22 protein-coding genes are annotated in these 24273 nt (G+C 41.6%); 16 read left to right on the plus strand and 6 right to left on the minus strand.

Going from position 1 to position 24273, the window contains the following annotated elements; genetic code table 11:
* Positions 1-20: 20 nt before the first annotated feature.
* Entirely contained in the window at positions 21-2642 is a 2622-nt protein-coding gene (locus FG24_RS10115) for a [protein-PII] uridylyltransferase (protein ID WP_036303125.1), read from the minus strand.
* Between the two features lie 31 nt (positions 2643-2673).
* Entirely contained in the window at positions 2674-3489 is an 816-nt protein-coding gene (map, locus tag FG24_RS10120) for a type I methionyl aminopeptidase (RefSeq protein ID WP_036303127.1), read from the minus strand.
* Between the two features lie 210 nt (positions 3490-3699).
* On the opposite strand from map, the gene FG24_RS10125 reads away from it, so the two are divergent.
* The 16 genes from FG24_RS10125 to rnhB all read left to right on the plus strand — a co-directional run bounded on the left by FG24_RS10125 (position 3700) and on the right by rnhB (position 19509).
* Positions 3700-4536, plus strand: a complete 837-nt coding sequence (locus tag FG24_RS10125) for an HDOD domain-containing protein (RefSeq protein WP_036303130.1) — start codon at positions 3700-3702, stop codon at positions 4534-4536.
* A 199-nt stretch (positions 4537-4735) separates the two neighbouring features.
* Positions 4736-5473, plus strand: a complete 738-nt coding sequence (rpsB, locus tag FG24_RS10130) for a 30S ribosomal protein S2 (protein ID WP_036303133.1) — start codon at positions 4736-4738, stop codon at positions 5471-5473.
* A 128-nt stretch (positions 5474-5601) separates the two neighbouring features.
* Positions 5602-6477 (plus strand): translation elongation factor Ts, encoded by an 876-nt coding sequence (gene tsf / locus FG24_RS10135; RefSeq protein ID WP_036303136.1) that lies wholly within the window; start codon positions 5602-5604, stop codon positions 6475-6477.
* 168 nt (positions 6478-6645) lie between these two features.
* Complete coding sequence (pyrH, locus tag FG24_RS10140) at positions 6646-7362, plus strand: UMP kinase (RefSeq protein ID WP_019898403.1); 717 nt, start codon at positions 6646-6648, stop codon at positions 7360-7362.
* A 142-nt stretch (positions 7363-7504) separates the two neighbouring features.
* Complete coding sequence (gene frr, locus FG24_RS10145; protein WP_036303138.1) at positions 7505-8062, plus strand: ribosome recycling factor; 558 nt, start codon at positions 7505-7507, stop codon at positions 8060-8062.
* Between the two features lie 68 nt (positions 8063-8130).
* On the plus strand, positions 8131-8889 hold the full coding sequence (locus FG24_RS10150; RefSeq protein WP_036303140.1) for an isoprenyl transferase: 759 nt from the start codon (positions 8131-8133) through the stop codon (positions 8887-8889).
* A 38-nt stretch (positions 8890-8927) separates the two neighbouring features.
* Entirely contained in the window at positions 8928-9752 is an 825-nt protein-coding gene (locus tag FG24_RS10155) for a phosphatidate cytidylyltransferase (RefSeq protein WP_036303142.1), read from the plus strand.
* Complete coding sequence (gene ispC / locus FG24_RS10160) at positions 9745-10977, plus strand: 1-deoxy-D-xylulose-5-phosphate reductoisomerase (protein WP_051901518.1); 1233 nt, start codon at positions 9745-9747, stop codon at positions 10975-10977. The genes FG24_RS10155 and ispC overlap by 8 nt, the downstream gene beginning before the upstream one ends.
* Before the next feature lie 39 nt (positions 10978-11016).
* Positions 11017-12384 carry an RIP metalloprotease RseP gene (rseP, locus tag FG24_RS10165; RefSeq protein ID WP_036303145.1) on the plus strand — a complete coding sequence of 456 codons (1368 nt, stop codon included), beginning with the start codon at positions 11017-11019 and terminating at the stop codon, positions 12382-12384.
* A gap of 4 nt (positions 12385-12388) precedes the next feature.
* A complete protein-coding gene (gene bamA, locus FG24_RS10170) occupies positions 12389-14713 on the plus strand; it encodes an outer membrane protein assembly factor BamA (RefSeq protein ID WP_036303147.1) in 2325 nt (774 codons plus the stop codon).
* Between the two features lie 112 nt (positions 14714-14825).
* Positions 14826-15329, plus strand: coding sequence for an OmpH family outer membrane protein (locus FG24_RS10175; protein ID WP_036303150.1), 504 nt, complete (start codon positions 14826-14828; stop codon positions 15327-15329).
* A gap of 39 nt (positions 15330-15368) precedes the next feature.
* The gene (gene lpxD / locus FG24_RS10180) at positions 15369-16403 is read left to right on the plus strand and encodes a UDP-3-O-(3-hydroxymyristoyl)glucosamine N-acyltransferase (RefSeq protein WP_036303153.1); all 1035 of its coding nucleotides are present in this window, start codon (positions 15369-15371) and stop codon (positions 16401-16403) included.
* 57 nt (positions 16404-16460) lie between these two features.
* Complete coding sequence (gene fabZ / locus FG24_RS10185; RefSeq protein ID WP_036303155.1) at positions 16461-16931, plus strand: 3-hydroxyacyl-ACP dehydratase FabZ; 471 nt, start codon at positions 16461-16463, stop codon at positions 16929-16931.
* A 47-nt stretch (positions 16932-16978) separates the two neighbouring features.
* Positions 16979-17761: an acyl-ACP--UDP-N-acetylglucosamine O-acyltransferase gene (gene lpxA, locus FG24_RS10190; protein WP_036303158.1), complete on the plus strand. Its 783-nt coding sequence runs from the start codon at positions 16979-16981 to the stop codon at positions 17759-17761.
* A gap of 9 nt (positions 17762-17770) precedes the next feature.
* Positions 17771-18904 (plus strand): lipid-A-disaccharide synthase, encoded by a 1134-nt coding sequence (lpxB, locus tag FG24_RS10195; protein ID WP_036303161.1) that lies wholly within the window; start codon positions 17771-17773, stop codon positions 18902-18904.
* Positions 18901-19509: a ribonuclease HII gene (rnhB, locus tag FG24_RS10200; RefSeq protein ID WP_036303163.1), complete on the plus strand. Its 609-nt coding sequence runs from the start codon at positions 18901-18903 to the stop codon at positions 19507-19509. The genes lpxB and rnhB overlap by 4 nt, the downstream gene beginning before the upstream one ends.
* Here the strand turns inward: rnhB and FG24_RS10205 are convergent.
* The 4 genes from FG24_RS10205 to oadA all read right to left on the minus strand — a co-directional run bounded on the left by FG24_RS10205 (position 19498) and on the right by oadA (position 24219).
* Positions 19498-20214: an SAM-dependent methyltransferase gene (locus FG24_RS10205; RefSeq protein WP_036303166.1), complete on the minus strand. Its 717-nt coding sequence runs from the start codon at positions 20212-20214 to the stop codon at positions 19498-19500. The genes rnhB and FG24_RS10205 overlap by 12 nt on opposite strands.
* Complete coding sequence (locus FG24_RS10210) at positions 20214-21659, minus strand: DUF4139 domain-containing protein (RefSeq protein ID WP_036303169.1); 1446 nt, start codon at positions 21657-21659, stop codon at positions 20214-20216. Before FG24_RS10210 ends, FG24_RS10205 begins: the two co-directional genes overlap by 1 nt.
* Before the next feature lie 61 nt (positions 21660-21720).
* Positions 21721-22302: a Maf family nucleotide pyrophosphatase gene (locus tag FG24_RS10215; protein ID WP_036303172.1), complete on the minus strand. Its 582-nt coding sequence runs from the start codon at positions 22300-22302 to the stop codon at positions 21721-21723.
* A gap of 69 nt (positions 22303-22371) precedes the next feature.
* Complete coding sequence (gene oadA / locus FG24_RS10220) at positions 22372-24219, minus strand: sodium-extruding oxaloacetate decarboxylase subunit alpha (protein WP_036303174.1); 1848 nt, start codon at positions 24217-24219, stop codon at positions 22372-22374.
* Between the last annotated feature and the right edge of the window lie 54 nt (positions 24220-24273).

Consider the following 24273-nt stretch of genomic DNA (forward strand, 5'->3'; position numbering starts at 1 on the left):
ACTAATTCCTTATGGGTAATTCAAATTTCATCAAGTAATGCCATTTGCAATGAATGCACATGATTAAAGTCTAGGCATTCACTATTTCTATCTGAAATTAAGAAGGTATCTTCGGCACGGTTGCCTAAAGTGTTTATTTTTGCGTTATGAAGCTTGATATCGTGTTTCAAAAACTGTTGGGCTAGCGTAGCTAGTAGGCCTGGCCTATCATTGGCAATGATATCAAGCTTGTGATTGTTGTTTTCAGCTTCTTTGGTAATTGTGATTTGTGCTTGAATCGGCATGTGTTTAACCTGCCGGCTGACGCGCCCCTTGAGTGGAGATTCCAGTTGATATTGGTCATCCAGTTGATTGGCAAGTTCTAACTCAATAAATTTCAATAAGCCACTGTAGCTCACAGACTTACCCGATTGGTCTAATACAATAAAACTATTTAATGCGTAATCGTGTTTGGTCGTATAGATTTTTGCTTCAACAATCCCATAGCCCATGCGATCAAAGAAGTTACATATTCTGGCGAATAGATCGTTTTTATCTTTAATGTATATCATGACTTGGATGCCGTCACCATGTGGGCTAAGTCTTGCGCGCACGATGGGATTTTCACTGTATAAGTGCGGTGTTAACAGGCGGCTATGCCAAGCGATTTCGTCACTTTCGTGGCGAACAAAATAATTTTCTCCGAACTGTACCCAGAGTTGCTCGTAGGCGTGCTTGCTTAAGCCAAATCGACTGAGCTTTTCCGATGCTTCTTTAATACGTCGTTGTATGGTTTGCTTTGCATGGAATGTCGGATGTGATAGTGCGCGACTTGTCGCCGAATATAAGTTTTCTAGTAGCCTTGCTTTCCAGGCATTCCAAACTACTGGGCTTGTGCCTCGAATATCTGCAACGGTAAGTAAATAAAGTGCGTTTAACCTACGTTTATTTTCAACAAAGTCTGCAAATGATTCAATGACGCTTGGGTCCGATAAATCAGTCTTTTGTGCAATTGACGACATTTTTAAATGTGCTTCTACCAGCCAAGAAACAAGGGCACCATCGGCTTTGGGCAAATGATGTAATTTGCAAAACTTTATGGCGTCTATGGTACCAAGTGTTGAATGGTCTCCGCCACGTCCCTTGGCGATGTCGTGAAATAATGCCGCTAAGTAAAGTAAATGCGGTGCATCAAACTCGGAAAATATCTGGCTGCAAAGTGGAAACTCATGTTTAAGTTCAGGTTTAGCAAAGCGTCGTAAATTGGCTAACACATTAAGAATGTGTTCATCCACGGTGTAGACATGAAACAAATCATGTTGCATCTGCCCAACAATTTTCCCAAAAGCAGGAATGTAGCTACCTAGTATTCCGTATCGATTCATTGCGCGTAATGCGCGATTAACGCCGCTAGGTTGTGACAGAACATCTATGAATGTTTTTTTGTTTTGAGCATTGTGCCTATAGTCTTTGTTGACCAATGATTTTACACGCTGTAGCGTGCGCAACAGCGTGGCACCCATCCCTGAAAGTTCTGGGTGCTGTTGAAGCAGTAAGAAAGCTTCGAAAATTGCAGAAGGGTCTTGCTGTAACAAGTTTGCGGTTCTAGCCTCTAATAAGTCATTGCGCGATTCAAACTTATCATTAATTACGCGCACTGCTGGGGGTGGTGCAACGATAATCTCTTCTAGCAGCTTCAATACAATTTCATTGATAAGCTCAATAAACTTAACGCTTGTATAGTAGCTTTGCATGAGCTGCTCGCTAGCGCGTCTGCGTAGCGTGTTTGTGTAACCCAATGTAGCTGCAAGATCATTCTGAAAATCAAAAAGTAAGCGATCCTCACGGCGACTACTTAAAAAATGTAAGTGACAACGTAATAGCTGTAGTTTCTTTTCATGATGGCGAATGCGTCTTGCTTCAGTCACCGATATGATTTGATCTTTTGCTAGCGAGAGCCAAGAGTTACTGGAGGCTGCATATTGGTGATTTTTTACTTGTAAGCTACGTGTTATCCAGATGATCATGTGCAAGTCACGCAGACCACCAGGACTTTCTTTGATATTTGGCTCTAAGTTATAAGCGGTATCATTGAATTTTGCGTGGCGTAACTCTTGTTCTCTTAACTTTGCCTTTAAGAAATCAATCGGGCTGATGTTTTTTGCAATATTAAACAAGAAGTCCTGATACATCTTATTGTTGCCAGACAATAAGCGAGATTCAAGTACATTTGTTTGTACCGTAACGTCTTTTTGAGCCTCGCTAATACATTCTTCTAGATTTCGTACGCTGTGCCCAATATTCAGCCCGAGATCCCACATAAGGCCGATAAGGTACTCGATGCTTTTATTTAATTGGCTATTTTCTTGAGACTCTGTTGGTATTAAAACCAGCAGATCAATATCGGAGTAAGGGAAAAGTTCACCACGACCATATCCGCCTACAGCGATAAGGCAGCAGGCTGGGTCAATTTGCAAATCTGACCACAAATCGATGAGTAGTTGATCAATGAATTTGCAGTGCTGTTTAAATAAGCGTGTGGTATTGGGGTGTTGAGTAAAGTCTTCTTTTAATGCTAAGAATTGCTTTTTTAGGGAAGTCCGTAAAAAAGCAATTCTTTCTTTTGAAATTTCGATGGGTTCTATATTGTTATCCGATTGCATGATGCACCATCGTTCATTTATAAATCTGGCATTAAGTGCTTGATGCGTTGGTAATGAAAGCAGGGGGAGGGGGCGAGCCTGCGGACAGTGTCATTACTTCATAGCCTGTATCTGTCACTAAAATGGTGTGTTCCCATTGTGCTGATAAGCTACGATCCTTAGTTACGATCGTCCAGCCATCAGGCATTTGTTTGATATCGCGTTTTCCCGCATTAATCATAGGCTCAATCGTAAACATCATGCCGGCCTGCAGTTTAAGTCCTGCACCAGGTCTTCCGTAATGAAGCACTTGAGGTTCCTCATGAAATACGGTGCCGATACCGTGACCACAAAACTCGCGTACAACACTGTAGCCACTTTTTTCTGCAAACGTTTGTATGGCAAACCCGATGTCGCCTAAAGTTGCGCCTGGCTTAACTTTGTTAATGCCTAACCACATTGCTTGATAGGTGATTTCACATAAGCGCTTAGCTTGGATTGAAGTTTCACCCACATAAAACATGCGACTAGTGTCGCCGTGGTAACCATCTTTAATGACGGTAATGTCAATATTGACGATATCACCGTTCTTAAGCGCTTTGTCACTAGGAACGCCGTGGCAAATTTGCTGATTAATTGAGGTGCAAATGGACTTTGGGTAAGGTTTGTGGCCATCCGGCGCATAGTTTAAAGGCGCTGGAATCGCTTTTTGTACGTCTACAATATAATCATGGCAAAGTTTATCAAGCGCTTCTGTCGTAATGCCATGCACGACATGAGGTGTGATGAAATCTAGCACTTCGGAAGCCAATTTTCCCGCGATGCGCATTTTTTCAATATCTTGTTGATTTTTAATTGAGATTGCCATGGTTTTTGTTAGAGATTACTAATAGGTCATTTTATCATAGCATAATCAAATCTAACTTGATGCACACACGCAATTTACTAGTCATTGCTTCAATAGTCAGTATTTTTTTGCAAGCTAAGTTATTGATTACTGCCTTGCTGTTTTTTTATATATCTTGTTTCAGATTGAAAATGTAAGATGTAGTATAGGCGAGTAAAAGGAGGTTGGTACATGGCAGCGATACCTGTAGGTTTGATGGCAAGAGACTTAAATGCATGGGTGAGTTTTTTGAGAACCGCGGAAATTCCCGTACTCAAACAAACTGCACGTGAAATTGGTCGTCTACAAGAGGATGAAGATAATCTTAGCGCACGTGCCATCACGAATGTGGTGCTTAATGACCCTATGATGGTTTTTAAAGTGCTCAGTTATGCTCAAAAGCATAAGTCGCGCAGTCAACTGCAAGACCTCGCACAAGTAGAGCAGGCTATCATGATGATGGGTACCGGTACTTTTTTTAGAAATATCCCGCCAGCACCTCTGGTTGAAGACGCACTTAAGATCAACTTAACCGCATTGATGCAACTGCTTAAGTTAATTAAACGAGCCCATCGAGCTGCGAACTTTGCGGTTGAGTGGGCTGCGCACTTAAATGATTTACATGCAGAAGAGGTGCTTGTCGCTGCATTGTTACATGATCTATCTGAAATGTTGATGTGGTGTTATGTCCCAGAGCAAATGAATCTGATTCACACGATGCAAACGGCTGACAAGACGTTGCGTAGTAAGTCTGTGCAGCAAGAGGTGCTGGGGTTTGTGCTGCATGATTTGCAAGTTCAGTTGGTAGAGGTATTTCAGTTACCACCATTGCTTGGCAAGCTTATGCAAGATGGCGCTTCAGATGAGCAGCGCGTCAGAAATGTGACGCTTGCAGTGAACTTAGCAAGGCATTCAACTAATGGTTGGAATGATGCGGCATTGCCAGATGATTATCGTGATATAGCGGAGCTGCTTCGTCTTGATGTAGATAGGGTGATGCGCGTGGTTGGTGTGCCTGATGCGCAATAAACTCTAAAATAATGTTCAATAAACCCTAGCGTACTCAATTACTTGGTGTTATTATTCCGCCTTTGCAATTTATGCAAAACGTTTTCTATTAATTTAGTAAATGACTAATTTACATACAGCCCATTCTAGGGTGCTTGGATTTTATCTGAGTGTTTCTGGTGCTGTGTGAATTGATAACCCTTTAGAAGAGAGATTTAACATGTCTGTTACCATGCGTCAAATGCTGGAAGCTGGAGTTCACTTCGGCCATCAAACTCGTTACTGGAACCCAAAAATGGCACCGTTCATTTTCGGTGACCGCAACAAAATCCATATCGTAAACCTTGAAAAAACACTTCCAATGTTCGAAGATGCACTTAAACACGTGCGCACATTGGCTGCAAACAAGGGTCGTATTTTATTCGTAGGTACTAAACGCCAAGCGCGCGATATCGTAAAAGAAGAAGCGACTCGTGCAGGTTGTGCTTACGTAAATCACCGTTGGTTAGGCGGTATGCTAACTAACTTTAAAACAGTTAAACAATCTATCAAGCGCCTGCAGGATTTTGAAGTAATGTTGCAAGACGGTAGCTTGGAAAAATTCGGTAAAAAAGAAGCGCTAGGCTACAAACGTGAAGTTGAAAAACTAGAGCGTTCTATCGGTGGCATCAAGGAAATGGGCGGCTTGCCTGACGCTATTTTTATCATTGACGTTGGTCATGAAAGCGGCGCGATCACTGAAGCTGCTAAATTAGGCATTCCAGTCATTGGTGTTGTGGATACAAACAACTCACCTGACGGCGTTGCTTATGTAATTCCTGGTAACGATGACTCTAGCCGTGCAATTCGTTTGTATGCACGTGGTATCGCTGATGCGGTATTAGAAGGTCGTAGTTCAGTAATTACTGAAATTGTTAAATCAGCTAGCGAAGAAGTTGCTGAAACATCTGCAGAATAATTAATTCTGTTTGAAAAAGGGGCTTTTAGCCCCTTTTTAATTTTAATAATTTAAATATTAAAAACACAATTATATCAAACTGTTAAATTGCATTTTTAATGTGATTTATGAATATTAAGGAGCTAAAAATGGCTGAAATTACCGCAGGTATGGTAAAAGAATTACGTGAGCGTACAGATGCGCCAATGATGGACTGTAAAAAAGCATTAACTGAAGCTGAAGGTGATATGGCGCGTGCAGAAGAAATCTTGCGCGTACGTTTTGGTAATAAAGCTAGCAAGGCTGCTGGTCGCGTTGCTGCTGAAGGTACGGTTGGTATCAGCATCAGTGCTGATGGTAAATCTGGTGCGATGGTTGAAGTTAACTCTGAAACTGACTTCTGTGCTAAAAACGAAGACTTCTTGAAATTTGTGAACGAGTTGGCTGGTGTTGTTGCTGCAAGTAATGCAGGCGATATCGCTGAAGTTGGTGCGCTTGCAATGGGTGGCTCAACTGTTGAAGAAACCCGCGCGCAATTGGTAGGTAAAATTGGTGAAAACATTACACCACGTCGCTTCGTTCGCCCGGCAGTTCAAGGTAAACTTTCAAGCTATGTACACGGTAGCCGTATCGGTGTTTTAGTGGACATCGTTGGTGGAGATGATGCTTTAGCTAAAGATATTGCGATGCATATCGCTGCAGCAAAACCAAAATCATTAGATGCTTCTGGCATTGATGCAAGCTTGATTGAAGCTGAGCGTCGTGTTGCTATCGAAAAAGCTAAAGAAGCTGGTAAACCAGAAGCAATGTTAGAGAAAATTGCAGATGGTACTGTGCAAAAATTCTTGAAAGAAGTAACACTGTTAAGCCAAGTTTTTGTTAAAGATGACAAATTCACGATTGAGCAATTGCTTAAATCAAAAGGTGCAACAATCGCTTCATTCACAATGTACACCGTTGGTGAAGGCATTGAGAAAGTTGTTGTTGACTATGCAGCAGAGGTTGCAGCAGCAGCTAAAGTGTAGTTATCGATAAGGTTAATACCTTTGAAAATTAAAATGGATTAAGCGAATCGCTTAGTCCATTTTTTTTAATGAAAATATGCATTCAATTTGCGTCTCTAAGGTTTAATTTTATGCCTAAGTGCGTTATTTTATGCTTAAATAAGCAAACTTAAAATTTGAGGAGTCCTCGTGTCTGTACCAGCTTACAAGCGCATTTTACTTAAACTTTCAGGCGAGGCCTTAATGGGTGATGATGCTTATGGCATCAATCGCGCAACCATCACCAGAATTGTGAATGAAGTTAAAGAAGTAGTAGATTTAGGTGTGCAAGTTGCAGTGGTGATTGGTGGGGGGAATATCTTCCGAGGTGTAGCACCAGCAGCAGAGGGCATGGATAGAGCAACTGCCGACTACATGGGTATGTTGGCAACAGTGATGAACGCGATGGCGTTGCAGGATGCAATGAAAAACATTGGCCTCAATGCACGTGTACAGTCAGCGTTAAGCATAGAGCAAGTAGCTGAGCCATATATCCGAGGTAAAGCCATTCGCTACTTAGAAGAAGGCCGAGTGGTGATTTTTGGTGCAGGTACTGGTAATCCATTTTTCACAACAGATACCGCTGCTGCTTTACGTGGTATGGAAATCAATGCCGAAATCGTGATAAAAGCGACTAAAGTAGACGGTGTTTATACCGATGATCCTAAAACAAACCCAGAAGCGATGCGCTACAAAACGATTAGTTTTGATGAAGCCATTTCGAAAAATCTTAAAGTGATGGATGCCACTGCATTAACGCTATGCCGTGATCAAAAGCTACCTATCTCTGTATTCAGTATCTTTAAGCAAGGCGCTTTGAAAAAAGTGGTAATGGGTGAAGATGAGGGGACGATGGTCTTGCCATAAACGCATATACATATGTTTTTATGATGAAAATGTATGTTAGTGATGGTTTTATAGTGAATCTGATGTTAGTTCATTATAGAGTGAAGTAAAGGTTAATATATAAATCAGTTTTATCGTCATTAAGGCTGAGTTGGAGAAATAAATGTTAGAAGATGTTAAAAAAAATGCTGAACTAAAAATGCAAAAATCATTAGAGTCACTAAAAAATGATTTGGCTAAAGTACGTACTGGTCGCGCTCATGTAGGTTTGTTAGATCATGTGATGGTTGATTATTATGGCTCTATGGTAGCCGTCAACCAAGTGGCTAACGTTAACTTGGGTGACTCACGTACAATTAATGTACAACCATATGAAAAAAATATGATTGCTAAAGTAGAAAAGGCAATTCGTGATAGTGATCTAGGTTTGAATCCAGCAACTAACGGTGATTTGATTCGTGTGCCGATGCCTATGCTAACGGAAGAACGTCGTCGTGATTTGACGAAAATCGTTCGTACGGAGGGTGAGGGTGCTAAAGTGGCTATTCGTAACGTTCGTCGTGACGCAAATGATGCGCTTAAGAAGCTAGTGAAAGATAAAGCAATTTCTGAGGATGACGAGCGTCGCGCGCAAGATGAAATACAGAAAGCAACAGATAAAGCCGTTGCTGAGGTTGATAAAATGTTGCAAGTTAAAGAAACTGATTTAATGGCGGTTTAATGGTGCAATTGGTTCAATCTATGGCACATTTCTTTTGTCGTTCCTCTACTTGTTTCTTGGGGCATTAATTGGCTTTGTTCTCAAGTGCAACACAACGTGTGCCTCCAGTTGCAGAGGTGCCTAAACACGTCGCAGTTATCATGGATGGCAATGGTCGCTGGGCGAGAAAGCGTTTTTTGCCACGTATCGCTGGCCACAAGCGTGGCGTAGAAACTGTGCGCGATTTAGTGAAAAAGTGCATAGAAATTAAAGTGGAGTACCTCACTTTATTTGCCTTTAGTAGTGAAAACTGGCGCCGCCCCCCAGAAGAGGTTTCTTTCTTGATGGGCCTCTTTATGGAGGCGCTTAAACGTGAAGTCAGTAAGCTGCACCAGAACAATATTAAGTTGGTAATGATTGGTGATCGTAGTCGATTTGATGCTGGATTGATTGAGAAGATTGAATCATCGGAGCAGTTGACTGCTAATAATACAGGCTTGGTGTTAACGATAGCAGCCAATTACGGCGGGCGTTGGGATGTGCTTCAAGCAGTTAATAAGTTGCATGGCGCAGAGCCAGTATTAGCTGGTGCCTATAATGAAGACCATCTTACCCCTTATCTATCAATGAGTTATGCGCCAGAACCGGATTTATTTATACGGACTGGTGGCGAAAAACGGATTAGTAATTTTCTTTTGTGGCAACTAGCTTATACAGAGCTTTATTTCACAGATACGCTATGGCCAGACTTCAATGAGGCTGCTTTTAATTCGGCCATTCAATCTTATCAACAACGTGAGCGTCGCTTTGGGCGCACCAGCGAGCAACTTTCCGAGCTCCCTCGTTAAAAGTTCTTCGAACTCTAAATTAACAAAATGATATAAAAATGCTAAAAACTCGTGTGATTACCGCAATATTGTTGGTTACTGGTCTATTGTTGACTGTATTTTTAGCATCTGGACAAGTATGGGCGTTGCTCACACTTGCTATTTCATTATTTGCCGTTGCTGAATGGGCTAATTTGATCAAGCTTAGTCGCACTCAGTCTTTTAGCTATATTGCTTTTGCTATGTTAACGGGTATTTTTCTGTTACTGATAACAAACACTAGTTTAGCGCCATATCAGCATATTGCTAATTTGGTTTTGTTGGGTCTTTCTGCCTTGTTTTGGATTCTTGTGGCGCCTTTATGGCTGTCACAACGTAAAACTTGTCAGAATCGTTTTATGATGAGTGTTACAGGTGTTTTACTGATTGCCGCCACATGGATTGCACTGGTTGGATTGCATCAAATTAATCCTTGGCTATTACTTGGTGTGCTAGCTACCGTTAGTTTGGCAGATAGCGCTGCATATTTTGCAGGAAAGCGTTTCGGTCGCCATAAGCTGGCACCTAATATTAGTCCAGGAAAGACATGGGAAGGTGTGTTAGGTGCGCTTGCTGCAGTCACTGTTTATGGTGGGTTGCTTAGTTTTTATCAACAACTAAATCCTTGGTTAATCCCTGCATTATGGTTGCTGGTTGCATTTAGCATCATGGGAGACTTGGTGGAATCTTTAATGAAACGCCAAGCTGGATTAAAAGACAGCGGGCAGTTGTTGCCAGGGCATGGTGGTATTTTAGATAGAATTGATGGGTTTATCCCAACACTGCCAATGGTTCTGCTTTTTATTGATGGTTTACAATTTTCAGGGTTAAATGTGCATGGTTAATGCATCAGCAGTTGATAGTAATGGTGCAGCTACCCAAGGTGCGATACAACAGGTGACGATACTTGGCGCAACCGGCACGATAGGCACACAAACTTTAGATGTGATTAGCCAGCATCCAGAGCGATTTAAAGTATTTGCTTTAACAGCAAGTACAAACGTACAGAGTTTGTTTGATTTGTGCGTAAAGCATGAGCCGCGCTATGCAGTCATGTTGTCTGCGGAAGCCGCCTCAGCATTAACTGTTAAATTTAAAGGCGCTGGTTTAGCTACTGAAGTGTTGCAAGGTGAGGCCGCGCTTAGTGACGTTGCTTCGCATCAAGATGTCGATGTGGTCATGGCGGCAATTGTTGGTGCTGCAGGCTTACATCCAGCGATGGCCGCTGCGCGCGCCGGTAAACGTATTTTGTTGGCAAACAAAGAAACACTAGTGATGGCTGGCAATTTGTTTATGCAAGCCGTTATTGATGGTGGTGCGACCTTGCTTCCAATTGACAGCGAGCATAATGCGATATTTCAGGTGATGCCATATCAGCGCACACGAGTTTTAGCCGACATGGGTGTCAAACGGATTTTATTAACCGCATCTGGCGGCCCATTTCGTAATGCAACGATTGAGCAGCTACGTAGCGTAACTCGAGCGCAGGCTTTGAATCATCCAAATTGGGTGATGGGTCCAAAAATTACGATTGATTCTGCCACAATGATGAATAAAGGGTTGGAAGTTATTGAGGCTCATTGGCTATTCAACGCAACTTCTGCCCAAATTGAGGTGGTTGTGCATCCTCAAAGTGTCATACACTCGATGGTTGAATATAACGACGGTAGTGTACTGGCACAATTAGGTAATCCTGATATGCGTACACCAATTGCATACGGCTTAGGCTATCCAGACAGGTTAGTGAGTGGTGTAAGCAGTTTAGATTTGCTCAAGATTGGACGACTAGACTTTTGTGCACCTGACCAAAATATGTTCCCTTGTTTACGTCTGGCTTATGAAGCATTAGATGCTGGCGGCACTGCACCAGCCATTTTGAATGCAGCCAACGAAGTGGCTGTTGAGGCGTTTCTCGCCGATCAGATTGGTTTTATGGATATTCCTGCTTTAATCGAATCCGTTTTAACGGCATCCAGTATTGAGGCCGTCATATCAATACCACAATTGGTCGATGTTGATGCGAGTGCAAGACGTGTTGCAAAATCCTGGCTTAAAACGCTTGTTCATTAACGATATGTCATATCTCCTGATTACTCGATACCAATTGCTATGTTAACAGTCCTCGCTTTTATACTTACCCTAGGCATTGTTGTGACTGTCCATGAGTATGGTCATTTTCAAGTAGCAAGGTGGTGCGGTGTAAAAGTGCTGAAATTCTCTATAGGTTTTGGCCAGCCACTATGGAGTAAACGGTTTGGAAAAGATCAGACAGAGTATGTGATTGCAGCCATTCCACTAGGCGGTTATGTGAAAATGCTTGGGGAAGAAGCATCGCCTGACGAGTCAAATGTAAGCAGTGAAGATATGTCACGTGCTTTGAACAGGCAAAGCGTAGGCAAGCGAATAGCCATCGTATTGGCAGGCCCGTTTGCAAATCTGCTACTCGCTATTTTTCTTTACTGGATTTTATTCATGACAGGTGTTGTAGGCATCAAACCTACAGTAGGTAAGTTGATAGAAAACAGCCCAGCTGCTTTATTGAATTTACAAGCCGATGAGGTCATTCAGAAAGTCGGCAATCAAAGCGTTAGCAGCTGGCAGGATGTTCGTTGGTTATTGTTGAAAGAGACATTAAAGAAAACTGACATTGCAATACAAACGATTAATCCTCAACAAGAAATCAAGTCTTATCAACTCAATGTGTCCAATATCGACTTTGATGATGAGAAGCTGGATGTTTTAGATAAGGTCGGTTTTATTGTAGAGATGCCTAAAATTTCGCCTAAAATTGGCGAGGTGGTTAAGGGCAGCCCTGCTGAACAAGCCGGATTAAAAACCAATGATCTTGTGCTTGAACTCAATAAAGCCAAAGTTAGTGACTGGGATTCCTTCGTCAAAGAAATTAAATCACATCCTGAAACGGAAATTGCGTTATTGATTCAGCGCGATGATCAGTTAATGGCGCTCAGCGTTACCCCTGAAGCTATTATTGAAAATGATGAAAAGATAGGTCGTATCGGTGCTGGATTCAATATGCAGCAAAGTGAGTTAGATCAATTCTTTATTACAACGCACTATTCGGTGTCAGGCGCATTCCTTAAGGCAGTAGAAAAAACATGGGATACCGCTACTTTTAGTTTAAAAATGATGGGCAATATGGTGTTGGGTAATGTCTCATGGAAAGGAATGAGCGGACCTGTCACTATTGCCAGTTATGCTGGACAAAGCGCTAATATGGGCTTTAAAGTTTTTATCGGGTTTCTAGCATTAATCAGTATTAGTATAGGTGTGCTGAATCTCTTACCGATTCCCGTATTAGATGGCGGGCATTTGATGTATTATATGTTTGAATTTTTTACAGGGCGTCCTGTATCTGAAGCAGCAATGAATGTAGGGCAAAGAATAGGCGTTTTTCTACTCGCATGTATGATGGTTTTAGCGCTTTATAATGATATAAACAGATTGATAACAGGCTAATTGAATGGCAATTCAAAATTTGAAACACCCAAAACTAAAACTTAAGTCTATGTTGTTGCTTGTGTCTAGCTTATATGCTGGATCAGTGATGGCACTTGAACCATTTCAAGTAAAAGATATTCGTGTAGAAGGTATTCAGAGAACAGAAGCAGGCACAGTATTTAGTCACCTACCTGTTAAAGTTGGTGAGATCATGGATGATGATCTGGCTGCGCAAGCGATTAAGTCACTTTATAACACAGGCTTCTTCAAAGATGTGCGCATTGAAGCCGAAAATGATGTGCTAATCGTTACTGTACAAGAGCGTGCCGCCATTGCTCAGATTGACTTTAGTGGTAATAAATCATTCCCTACCGATAAAATGAAAGAGGGTTTGAAACAGGTTGGTATATCAGAAAGTCAAATTTTTGATAAATCACAGCTAGATCGTGCAGAGCAGGAGATCAAGCGTCAGTACTTATCACAAGGTAAGTACGGCGCATCTGTGAAGACCGTCGTAACACCGCTAGAGCGTAATCGTGTTGCTGTTAGATTTGATATCGAAGAGGGTGCAGTTTCCAAGATTCGTGATATTAATATCGTTGGTAATAAAGCGTACTCGATAGAGGATCTTCGGGCGCAATTTCTGTTAACGACACCAAACTGGATGAGTTGGTGGAATAAAGACGACCAATATTCTAAGCAAAAGTTAAATGCAGATATAGAAACCTTGCGTTCTTTTTATATGAACAAAGGATATCTTGAGTTTAATATTGACTCAACGCAGGTGTCAATTACGCCTGATAAAAAAGACATCTACATTACAATCAATATTACTGAAGGTGAAAAATATACCATCTCAGAAGTGAAGTTGGCTGGCGAAACGTTAGTGCCTGAAGATGAATTGCGCCAATTGATTCAAGTGCAAGCTGGCGATACCTTTAGTCGTGAGAAAGTAACGCAAACAAGCAAAGCGATTAGTGATCGATTAAGTAACGACGGGTACGCTTTCTCAAACGTCAACCCAGTGCCAGAAATTAATAAAGAACTACACACCGCAGCATTTACTTTTTTCGTAGATCCAGGCAAGCGTGTGTATGTAAGACGCATTAACGTAATGGGCAATACACGTACACGTGATGAAGTGATTCGCCGTGAAGTACGTCAGCTAGAATCTGCTTGGTATGCCTCTAATAAAATCGATCGTTCAAAAGAGCGTATTGTACGTACTGACTTTTTCTCAGACGTGAATGTAGAAACACCAGCAGTACCAGGCACGGCAGATCAGGTAGATTTAAATATTAGTGTCACAGAAAAATCGACCGGTAGTGTACAGTTCGGTGCAGGCTTGTCTAGTAACGAGGGTGTGGTTTTCGGTATTACAGTAAACCAGAATAACTTTTTGGGAACTGGTAATCGCGTCAGTGCACAAGTCAATACAGGCAAAGTGAATACAACCTATTCACTGTCATATACCGACCCATACTTTACGCCAGATGGGGTAAGCCGCGGTATTGACCTATATCGCCGTGACGTTAATACTAGCTCACTTAATATCGGTACCTACAACACGTCATCTTATGGTGGTGGCGTAAGATTCGGTATTCCACTAAACGAAAGAGACGGTCTCAACTTTGGTCTTTCAGCTGACTTTACATCGGTTGATTTGACCGATGAAAGCCCACAACAATATAAAGACTTTTGTGAGAAAGCGAGCGGTTGTAGCAGTAACTCTCTTGTAGCTACAGCAGGGTGGTCACATGACTCACGTGACAGTATTATGTTTACGACCAAAGGCGTCTTGCAAAGATTGACCGGGGAGGTAGCACTTCCTGTGCTTGATTTAGAGTACTATAAAATAGATTATAAACATGCATGGTTTAAAGAGTTATTTACTGGGTATACGCTGATGCTGAATGGTGAAATTGGCTATGCTGACTCTTATGGTGATCGTAAATACCCATTCTTTAAAAACTTCTACATGGGCGGCGTGAACACAGTTCGAGGCTATGATAACGGTTCTTTAGGGCCTAGAAGTATTGATGCGGTGACTGGCAATGACTTTGCATTAGGTGGCACTAAGCGCCTACTGGGTAATGCTGAGTTGTATATTCCAATTCCTGGGTTGAAAGAGTCTAAACAATTTAGACTGAGTGCGTTTGTTGATGCAGGTAATGTGTTTGGAACAGATGATTCTTACGACTTTGGTGAGTTGCGTTATTCGACGGGGGTAGGTCTTAGTTGGATTTCACCGTTTGGTCCTTTGAAATTAGTATTTGCTAAACCTCTGAATAGCAAAACTGGTGATGATACACAGGCAATCCAGTTTCAGTTAGGTCAGCAGTTCTAACGAAATTTTTATCAGGCAATCGTATCGAAATATAGTGTTGGTTACTTATTCGATTGAGTGTCTTATGGCATAATGATGCCCATATTCGCAGTGCAGGGTTAGGAGAAATTAAGTGAGTCATTTTTTAAAAAGTATATTAGTTGCAAGTTTGATGACATTTGCAATGAGCGCTCAATCAGCAGACTTGAAAGTTGGTTACGTACAGGTAGACAAAATTCTACAAGATGCGCCACAAACTGCTGAGAGTGGTAAAAAATTAGAAAAAGAATTTAGTCCTCGCTCACAAGAGCTTGATCGCATGGCTAAACAAATTAAAGATTTAGAAACAATTCTAGATAAAGAAGGGTTAACACTTTCAGAATCTGAGCGTCGCACTAAAGAGCGCGATGCACAAAACATCAAAATTGAATTTCAACGCAAACAACGTGAATTGCGTGAAGATATTAACTTACGTAAAAATGAAGAATTAGGCGCTTTGCAAGATCGTATTAACAAGGCTGTTCAGTCAGTGTCTGAAGCTGAGGGTTACGACCTAGTTGTGTACAGTGGCGTTGCTTATGCAAGTAAGAAAATTGACATTACAGACAAAGTATTAAAAATGTTAGGTAAAAAATAAGCAGTTTGTTTGATTACGTCACATTTTTTGAGTTAAAACATGAGTCAGCAATACTCACTTAACGATATCGTCAGTGCGCTAGGTGGTCATGTTGTAGGTGATGGCAATGTCTTGATCAATAGAGTTTCGTCTATTGCAAATGCCAAAACAGGATCCATTAGTTTTTTTAATGATAGCAAATATCAGAAAGCGCTAGCTGCAAGTGAGGCTAGTGCTTTTATCATGAGGGAAGCGCATGTTAACTTAAGCGAGCTGCCCAAAATCGTTGTAGATAACCCTTATGCGTATTTTGCAAAACTGTCTGCTTTTTTAAACCCGCTAGCTGTAGTCCCTCAAGGCATTCATGAATCTGCTGTTATCCATTCAACAGCTCGTATTCCAGATTCATGCAGTATTGGGCCACTGGTTTCTATTGGTGAAAATGTGACGCTTGGAGAACACGTCGTCATCACAAGTGGCTGCGTGGTTGAAAACGATGTAAAAATAGCCGATGGAACCCGGTTAGAACCTAATGTTGTCATTAAACACCATTGTGAAATTGGTGAGAATTGTCATTTTTTTTCGGGTGTGATTATTGGTTCAGATGGGTTTGGCTACGCAGAGGAAGCTGGCAAATGGCTTAAGATTCCACAAGTTGGACGGGTTGTTATTCATGCTAACGTCGATATCGGCGCGAATACTACCGTTGACCGTGGCGCCATTGATGACACCGTAATCGAGGAAGGCGTAAAGCTCGATAATTTAATTCAAATAGGTCACAACTGTGTCATTGGCGCACATACAGTTATTGCTGGCTGTGTAGGTGTCGCAGGCAGTGCGCGTATTGGTAAGCACTGTAAAATTGGCGGAGCGGCAATGATATTGGGGCATCTGGAAATCGCAGATCATGTCACGATTTCACCGGGCAGTATGATTACCCGCTCTTTGATGGCGGCTGATACATACACTGCATTAATGCCTTTTCAGACACATAAAGCATGGTTAAGTACGGCTGCAAGAATTCGTCACTTAGATGATTTTGCAGACAAAATTAAACAGCTTGAAAATGAGATTACTTTGCTAAAAGCAAAGTAATGTAAGTATTTAAAGATTAACGATAAAACACTTTATAAGAAGCAAACCGAGATTAATATGACTAATAATGCAACCTCTACTACCAGTATGGATATTCATGAAATTCTAGAGCACTTGCCACATCGTTATCCATTTGTATTGGTTGATCGAGTGTTGTCTATGGAGTTGGGTAAAGAAATTACAGCGATTAAAAATGTGAGTGTTAATGAGCCTTACTTCCCAGGTCACTTTCCATACCATCCAGTGATGCCTGGTGTTTTAATCGTAGAAGCCATGGCACAAGCTGCTGCCATATTGTCGTTCAAGACAATGGATACTAAACCTACTGATGATTCTGTGTATTATTTTGCAGGTATTGATAGCGCCCGTTTTAAAAAACCAGTGTCACCTGGCGACCAAATTGTACTTAATGTGAAAATTGACCGTATTCTGAAGGGTATTTGGAAGTATTCAGGAGTTGCTACTGTAGATGGGGTTGTTGTGGCTGAAGCACAAATGATGTGCATATTAAAAGCAATTGAAAAATAAGTAGTTAGTCAGCGTCATACCACGCACAAAGAATAAGTGAAGTTAAAATGCATACTGCAAAAATTCATCCAACAGCCATCATAGATGCTTCAGCGGAACTTGATTCTAGCGTTGAAGTTGGAGCATTCTCCGTCATTGGGCCTCAAGTAAAAATTGATGCTGGCACGCGTGTTGCCAGCCACGTTGCAATTAATGGCCCAACGACGATTGGTAAGAATAACCAAATTTTCCAGTTCTCGTCATTAGGTGAAGCACCGCAGGATAAAAAATACAAAGGTGAACCGACCTTATTGGAAATTGGTGACAACAATACCATTCGCGAGTTTTGCACTTTTAATCGTGGTACCGTCCAAGATAAAGGTACAACAAAAATTGGTAACGATAACTGGATTATGGCCTATGTGCATATTGCACATGATTGCCAAGTTGGTAATCATACAATTTTAGCGAACAACTCATCACTTGCTGGGCATGTTGATATGTATGACTATGCAATTTTAGGTGGCTTCACGCTTGTGCATCAGTTTTGCAAAATAGGTTCTCATGTCATTACTGCGGTAGGATCTGTTGTGTTTAAAGACATCCCACCGTATGTGACAGCCGCAGGATATGATGCTAAACCACATGGCATTAATTCTGAAGGTCTCAAGCGTAGAGGTTTCTCACCTGAGAGTATTTTGCAGATTAAACGTGCCTATAAAACACTCTACCGCAAAGGCTTAACTTTAGAAGAGTCTAAAGTTGAACTAGAGGCGATGGTATCAAAAACACCAGAAATCGGTCTATTGACTGACTTCCTGAATGTGTCTACTCGCGGCATTGTCCGTTAATCGTACGATATGGTTAGAATTGGTATCGTGGCTGGAGAAGCCTCTGGTGATTTACTTGGTAGTCACCTAATACAAGCACTTAAACAAAAGCATCCAGATATAGAGTTTATTGGTATCGCTGGGCCGAAAATGATTAGCGAAGGTGCTAAGTCACTTTTTCCAATAGAGCGACTATCAGTACGTGGCTATCTTGAGGTGATTAAGCATTTATGGGGTCTGCTAAAGCTGCGTCGTGAATTGCTGAACCATTTTTTAAGTAATCCACCAGACTTATTCATTGGTATCGATGCGCCTGATTTTAATTTTTGGTTAGAAAAAAAACTCAAAAATAAAGGTGTTAAAACGATTCATTATGTGAGTCCATCTATCTGGGCTTGGCGTAAGAATCGCATCAAAAAAATTAAAAAAGCAGTCACTCAGATTTTGGCCTTGTTTCCTTTTGAGCCTGCTTTATACAAAGAAAAGGGTGTGCCTGTCGCTTATGTTGGACACCCATTGGCTGATATGCTGCCGCTTGAGCCTAATGTCCCTGGTGCACGTGAAATTTTAAAGCTAGAAACGTCTTCGTTAGTCGTCGCAATGCTGCCAGGCAGTCGACAAAGTGAAGTAGAGCAGCATGCTGATTTGTTTGTACAAACGGCTAAACATATTTATGCGCAACAACCTAATGCTGTGTTTTTAGTGCCATTGATTACGCGCGAAACACGTCATATTTTTGAAGTAGCCATTTATAACGAGCCAGAACCGCTACCTATTCAACTGTTGTTTGGTCATGCGCACGATGCAATGGAAGCGGCTGACGTAGTGATTGTTGCCTCTGGGACTGCTACGCTTGAAGCGGCATTGCTTAAAAAGCCAATGGTGATTACATATCGTATGTCTAATTTGAGTTGGCAATTGCTCAAACGTATGCGCTTGCAGCCGTATGTTGGTTTGCCAAATATCTTGGCTGAAAAGTTTGTGGTGCCTGAGCTATTGCAACATGATGCAACGGCTGAAAAAATTTCCCAAGCAGCATTAGATCTTGTAAAAGATAAAGATAGGCTGGCTGAAATTAAAAAAGAATTTACTGATATTCACCATCAATTAAAGCAAAATACAGCAGAAAAAGCAGCGATTGCTATACTTTCACATCTGAAATGAATGAAAATCAGTTGATCTGTGGTGTTGATGAAGCTGGGCGTGGCCCTTTGGCTGGTGCTGTTTATGCTGCTGCAGTCATACTCAATTCAGAAAAACCTATCCGGGGTTTAGCCGATTCTAAAAAACTTAGTGAAAAAAGACGTGACGCATTAGCACTTGAAATTAAAGAGCACGCTTTTGCATGGGCGATAGCTTACAGTACGGTCGAGGAAATTGACCAGCTTAATATCTTGCAGGCAAGTTTACTTGCGATGAAACGTGCAATTGAGTCTGTCCAATCTGGTTTGACTAGTGTTGATCAGCTAAACCTGCTGGTACAGGTAGATGGAAATCAACGGCCAAAAATTAGCTTGCCTTGTGAAGCCATTGTTAAGGGCGATAGTAAGGTGCAAGCGATATCTGCCGCATCTATTCTGGCCAAAACCGCGCGCGATGCAGCATTGTATGACTTAGATCGACAGTACCCGATGTATGGTTTTGCACAGCATAAAGGTTATCCAACCGCTGCACATATGGCACTACTACGTCAGCATGGCGTTTCACCTGTGCATAGGCTTAGCTACGCACCAGTTAAAGCCTTAATTCAATCATCGTTAAGCCAATAATAGGAACACTGTTGGTTTTTTATGTAAGTCCGGTAAAGGCGAGGCTTTCCATTCTTTTATACGTTTAGTGACAATCAGTTCATCAGCGCAGCTAATGTTACAAGCAATACACAGCTTTGTTTCACCATTGCAATTGCTAAGAATGTCTTCAAGCATGTGCTGGTTACGGTAGGGTGTTTCTATAAACACTTGCGTTTCTTGTTGTTTTGAACGCTTTTCAATTTCTTTTAGCTGATTAACTCTTGCCGCTTTGTCACTTGGCAAGTACCCTAAGAAAGTAAAACGTTGTCCATTAAGACCGCTAGCCATCAGGCTAAGTAAAATGGATGAAGGGCCTACTAACGGAGCTACGCGAATACCTTTATGATGAGCTAGCGCAGCAAGTTTTGCACCTGGGTCTGCAATACCTGGACAACCTGCCTCGCTCATCAAACCTACATCCTTTCCAGCCATTAATGAGTTAAGTAGTGCTGGCAATTCTTTATCACTGGTGTGCTCGTTTAATGTTTTAAATACGAGCTCACGTATTGGCTTGCTATGTTGAATGGCACCTAAAAAATGGCGTGCGGTTTTTTCATTTTCAACAATAAACTCATCTAGTTGTTGGGCAATCTTTACAACCTCGCTGGGTAGCACCTTAGTGATATTATCTTCACCAAGCGTGACTGGAATAAAATATAAGGTACCTGTTTTTTTAGTCGTCATTAATATTTCACTTGTACACGGTAATTGAGTGTGACTTTACCTTCTGCAGGTACGTCAATTTTCCAAACGGCAGTGTTGCTAGTCGCTTTTTGGCTAGGATGGCTTTCTTTGATGATTTTCCAATCTGCAGGAATAGGTTCCTGTACTGTGACTGAGACACGTTCTTTTTTTGCATTTTTAATGACAATCTCGTAAGCACTTTCAAACATGCTGTTACCTTTAGACGGGCGGGGTAATGTTTTAAAATCAGACTGTTTTTTATCAGCTGTGACGTCAAATGCTTCGCCAAGTTTAAGGCGTACAGCTTCATTTTTTGGCGTATGGTCGATACGGTCTTCGCCTACAAACTGAGCATTGCCTTGACTATCTTTTTTATAGACACGCATAATGCCTTTAGGTAATGGAATACCTAACTTTGCAGCCTCTTTGTTATCGAAATCTACAAACACGCTTACTTTTAACTTTTGGCCTAAGTCACCATAGCTTGAGTTGTAGTAGTAGTCTGAGCCACGCAAGACTAACTCTTTGCGGGCTGGCACTTGTGATGCTGAGAGTAGGGCTACTTGCTTGGTTTGGTTCTCTTCAATAGTAGTCTGGCGATCTAAACTGTATAGATGATACTCAAGCAGTGACTCCTCAGCCATTGGTGCCGCAGCTTCTGCCGCCATCGCCACTCCTTTTCTCATAGTCATGGCGCGAGAGTAATCCTCTTGTACGCGGTTAACATCTCCAGCGACTAGCTGTAATTTTGCATTCTGATAGCTAGTGCCACTGGTGTTGGTCAGGGTTACCCAGCCTGATAGGTCAAGGCTATCCTCTTTGGGACTTAGTTCAGCCACATAGTCAGCTTTCCAGTCGAGCCCGCCTGTTAGGTAGCTCAACTCAACAGATTGTTCACCGACTGTTTTATTGGTAACTTTAGTAATTAAAGTAGGGCGGTCACGCAGGTTTGCTGGGACATTGTCATACACAATGCGCCCTGGAATACCCGTTTCGATGCGGTTACCGATTTTCATCACAACGCCATTGTTTGCAGACAATACAGAAGCCTGTTCGCTCGTTTCTACACCTGTAGCAGGGTTCGTACTAATGATTCGAACCGTTTTTCCTACATATTTTTCCAGTAATTTTTGTGGAGTAAGTAAGTCAAAATCAAAATTCTGCTCTAAGCTATCAAAGCTTCCCTTATGACTAACACTACGCAATAACGCTGTTTCTGGTCTGATTTGTGCACTTACATCACGTAATGCTAGGTTATTGAGACCGCTATTTAATCTCACTTTACGTTGATCTTTGATCAAAGCCAGATTGTTGTTATAAATGGTAACAGCGATAGATTGCTGATCATGTAAGCTGCTTGTGATTTCCTCTGTGTCTGCGGATAGCACATTGCTTGATAGGGCAGATAGTACGCAAAGTACGATAAACTTGTATTGATTAGGCATTACAAACTCCTTCTAGGTGAGAGTGGGTAAATGTGGCAACAATTAATAGCATTTAGTTCATTTATATCACTGACACACCCTCATGGTTAAGCATGTTGATTAAAGCAATCAAAGGTAAACCAATCAACGCATTGGGATCTTCACCTGTCATTTTTTCGATAATTGCAATGCCCAGCCCTTCTGATTTTGCACTGCCAGCGCAGTGATAAGGCTGTTCTTTTAAAAGATAACTTTCAATTTGCGCATCGGTTAAGTTTCTAAACTGCACGATATAAGGCACAACAGTCGCCTGCATACTCTTTGTTTTTGCGTTATATAGACATAATGCGCTATGAAAGATAACTTCTCTACCACGCATTATACGTAGTTGTTTGGTTGCATTATCATGATTCAATGGCTTACCTAATTGAATGTTATCTAGTGTTGCCACTTGATCGCATCCAATAATAAGTGCATCTGTATGGGTAGCACCTATTTTGATTGCCTTATCTTTAGCTAATCTTAAAGCGGTCTCTTGCGGCAATTCACCTTCTAGCTGCGTTTCATCAACATCAGGTGAAATACAACTAAAGGGAATTTGTAAGCGTGTTAGTAATTCACGTCTGTAGATGGAGGATGAGGCTAATATCAGATTGTTTTGCATAATAAATAGGACTAATAAAAAAGCCGACAGTAGATATCCGTCGGCTTGGTTTGTTAATTAATACATTTGTTATTCTGGTTGAATTTCAAGTAAAGATTCATCCGGTGTCACGGTATCGCCTTTAACTGCATGCACGGCAACAACGACGCCTGTAGTCGACGCTTGAATTTCGTTTTCCATTTTCATGGCTTCAATCACCAATACACCATCGCCAGCTTTTACTTTATCGCCAACCTTTACCTTAACGGCAACAATTGTACCTGGCATCGATGTTGTAACATGGCCTGCATGTGATGGGCGAGGACGGCCGCTACTTGTATTGTTAGCAAGTTTCTTTTTACTACCACTACTTGCTGAGCCATCGTTAGAAATCTCAATTTCACTAAGTGTTTCTACAATTACTTCTTCTGCGATACCATCAATCGACACAAAGTAAGGGCGTTGCTCTTCACCTGCATGGCCGCTACCTGTTACATTGATATGGAACGTTTCACCATGTAAAGTTACTTTAAACTCATTCGGTGCAAATCTTGGACCACTAGATTGAATTGCATTTTTGTCTAATAACACTTCAGGTGTTAATGACCCTGCATTACGCTCTTGTAGATAAGTTTGGCCAATGTCTGGGAACATAGCATATGTCAGCACATCTTCCTCAGATTTAGCAAAACGTTCAGCCTCCTGAGTCAATCTAGCCATTTCTGGTTTTAACAAATCAGCTGGCCTGCAGTTCACTACCTCTGCATTACCAACAGCTTGTTGCTTGATTGTTTCATTTACGGCTGCCGGTGCTTTTCCGTATTGTCCAAGGAAGTAGTTCTTAACTTCATTTGTAATTGATTTATAACGTGCACCAGTCATCACGTTAAGTACGGCTTGCGTACCTACGATTTGAGAAGTCGGTGTCACCAATGGAGGGTAACCTAAATCCTCACGTACTCTAGGGATTTCCAATAAAACCTCATCCATCTTATTAAGAGCGCCTTGCTCTTTTAATTGGTTAGATAAGTTAGAAATCATGCCGCCAGGGATTTGGTTCACTAAAACTCTAGTATCAACGCCTGTAAATTCACTTTCAAATTGCCAGTATTTCTTACGTACGTCTCGGAAATAAGCGGTAATTTCTTGTAAAGCACCCAAGTCTAGACCCGTGTCATACTCTGTGCCTTGCAATGCAGCTACTAAACTTTCAGTAGAAGAGTGGCTCGCACCTTCGCCAAAAGAGGAGTTACAAGTGTCAATGATGCTTGCGCCAGCTTCAATACCTTTTAGCAGGCTCATTGCAGACAAGCCTGAAGTAGCATGGCTATGTAGTTGAATTGGTAAGTTAACTGAGCTACGCAAGGCTTTTACTAAATCGCCAGTACTTTTAGGTGTCAGTAAACCAGCCATGTCTTTAATCGCAATCGTGTCGCAACCCATGGCTTCGAGCTCTTTTGCCAAGCCAACGAAATAAGCAACATCATGTACTGGGCTAGTTGTGTAAGCAATAGCGCCTTCTGCATGTTTACCAAGCTGCTTAACAGCCTCAACAGAGGTTTTGATGTTGCGTAAGTCATTCATCGCGTCGAAAATACGGAAAACATCAACGCCGTTATCTGCAGACTTTTGTACAAACGCACGCACAACATCATCAGAATAGTGACGATAGCCTAGTAAATTTTGACCACGCAATAACATTTTAATGCGGCTATTTGGAAGTGCTTTACGTAATTTAGCTAGGCGCTCCCATGGGTCTTCTCTAAGAAAACGTACACATGCATCGAATGTTGCACCGCCCCAAGCTTCAAGCGACCAAAAGCCGATAGCATCAAGCTTTGCACAAATTGGTAGCATATCATCGGTGCGCATGCGGGTTGCAATAAGCGACTGATGCCCATCGCGTAAAACTAGTTCAGTAACAGATACTTTTGCCATATTTTTAATCTATCAATTCAAAGGTTAAAATTAATTTTTAATACTTGGAAATCT

The sequence above is a fragment of the Methylotenera sp. L2L1 genome, from assembly GCF_000744605.1.
Classification (GTDB): domain Bacteria; phylum Pseudomonadota; class Gammaproteobacteria; order Burkholderiales; family Methylophilaceae; genus Methylotenera.

Coding starts and splice junctions, on each gene's coding strand:
- FG24_RS10115 (WP_036303125.1), bottom strand. CDS start 2,642: ATGCAATCGGATAACAATATAGAACCCATCGAAATTTCAAAAGAAAGA.
- map (WP_036303127.1), bottom strand. CDS start 3,489: ATGGCAATCTCAATTAAAAATCAACAAGATATTGAAAAAATGCGCATC.
- FG24_RS10125 (WP_036303130.1), top strand. CDS start 3,700: ATGGCAGCGATACCTGTAGGTTTGATGGCAAGAGACTTAAATGCATGG.
- rpsB (WP_036303133.1), top strand. CDS start 4,736: ATGTCTGTTACCATGCGTCAAATGCTGGAAGCTGGAGTTCACTTCGGC.
- tsf (WP_036303136.1), top strand. CDS start 5,602: ATGGCTGAAATTACCGCAGGTATGGTAAAAGAATTACGTGAGCGTACA.
- frr (WP_036303138.1), top strand. CDS start 7,505: ATGTTAGAAGATGTTAAAAAAAATGCTGAACTAAAAATGCAAAAATCA.
- FG24_RS10155 (WP_036303142.1), top strand. CDS start 8,928: ATGCTAAAAACTCGTGTGATTACCGCAATATTGTTGGTTACTGGTCTA.
- ispC (WP_051901518.1), top strand. CDS start 9,745: ATGGTTAATGCATCAGCAGTTGATAGTAATGGTGCAGCTACCCAAGGT.
- rseP (WP_036303145.1), top strand. CDS start 11,017: ATGTTAACAGTCCTCGCTTTTATACTTACCCTAGGCATTGTTGTGACT.
- bamA (WP_036303147.1), top strand. CDS start 12,389: ATGGCAATTCAAAATTTGAAACACCCAAAACTAAAACTTAAGTCTATG.
- lpxD (WP_036303153.1), top strand. CDS start 15,369: ATGAGTCAGCAATACTCACTTAACGATATCGTCAGTGCGCTAGGTGGT.
- fabZ (WP_036303155.1), top strand. CDS start 16,461: ATGACTAATAATGCAACCTCTACTACCAGTATGGATATTCATGAAATT.
- lpxA (WP_036303158.1), top strand. CDS start 16,979: ATGCATACTGCAAAAATTCATCCAACAGCCATCATAGATGCTTCAGCG.
- lpxB (WP_036303161.1), top strand. CDS start 17,771: ATGGTTAGAATTGGTATCGTGGCTGGAGAAGCCTCTGGTGATTTACTT.
- rnhB (WP_036303163.1), top strand. CDS start 18,901: ATGAATGAAAATCAGTTGATCTGTGGTGTTGATGAAGCTGGGCGTGGC.
- FG24_RS10205 (WP_036303166.1), bottom strand. CDS start 20,214: ATGACGACTAAAAAAACAGGTACCTTATATTTTATTCCAGTCACGCTT.
- FG24_RS10210 (WP_036303169.1), bottom strand. CDS start 21,659: ATGCCTAATCAATACAAGTTTATCGTACTTTGCGTACTATCTGCCCTA.
- FG24_RS10215 (WP_036303172.1), bottom strand. CDS start 22,302: ATGCAAAACAATCTGATATTAGCCTCATCCTCCATCTACAGACGTGAA.
- oadA (WP_036303174.1), bottom strand. CDS start 24,219: ATGGCAAAAGTATCTGTTACTGAACTAGTTTTACGCGATGGGCATCAG.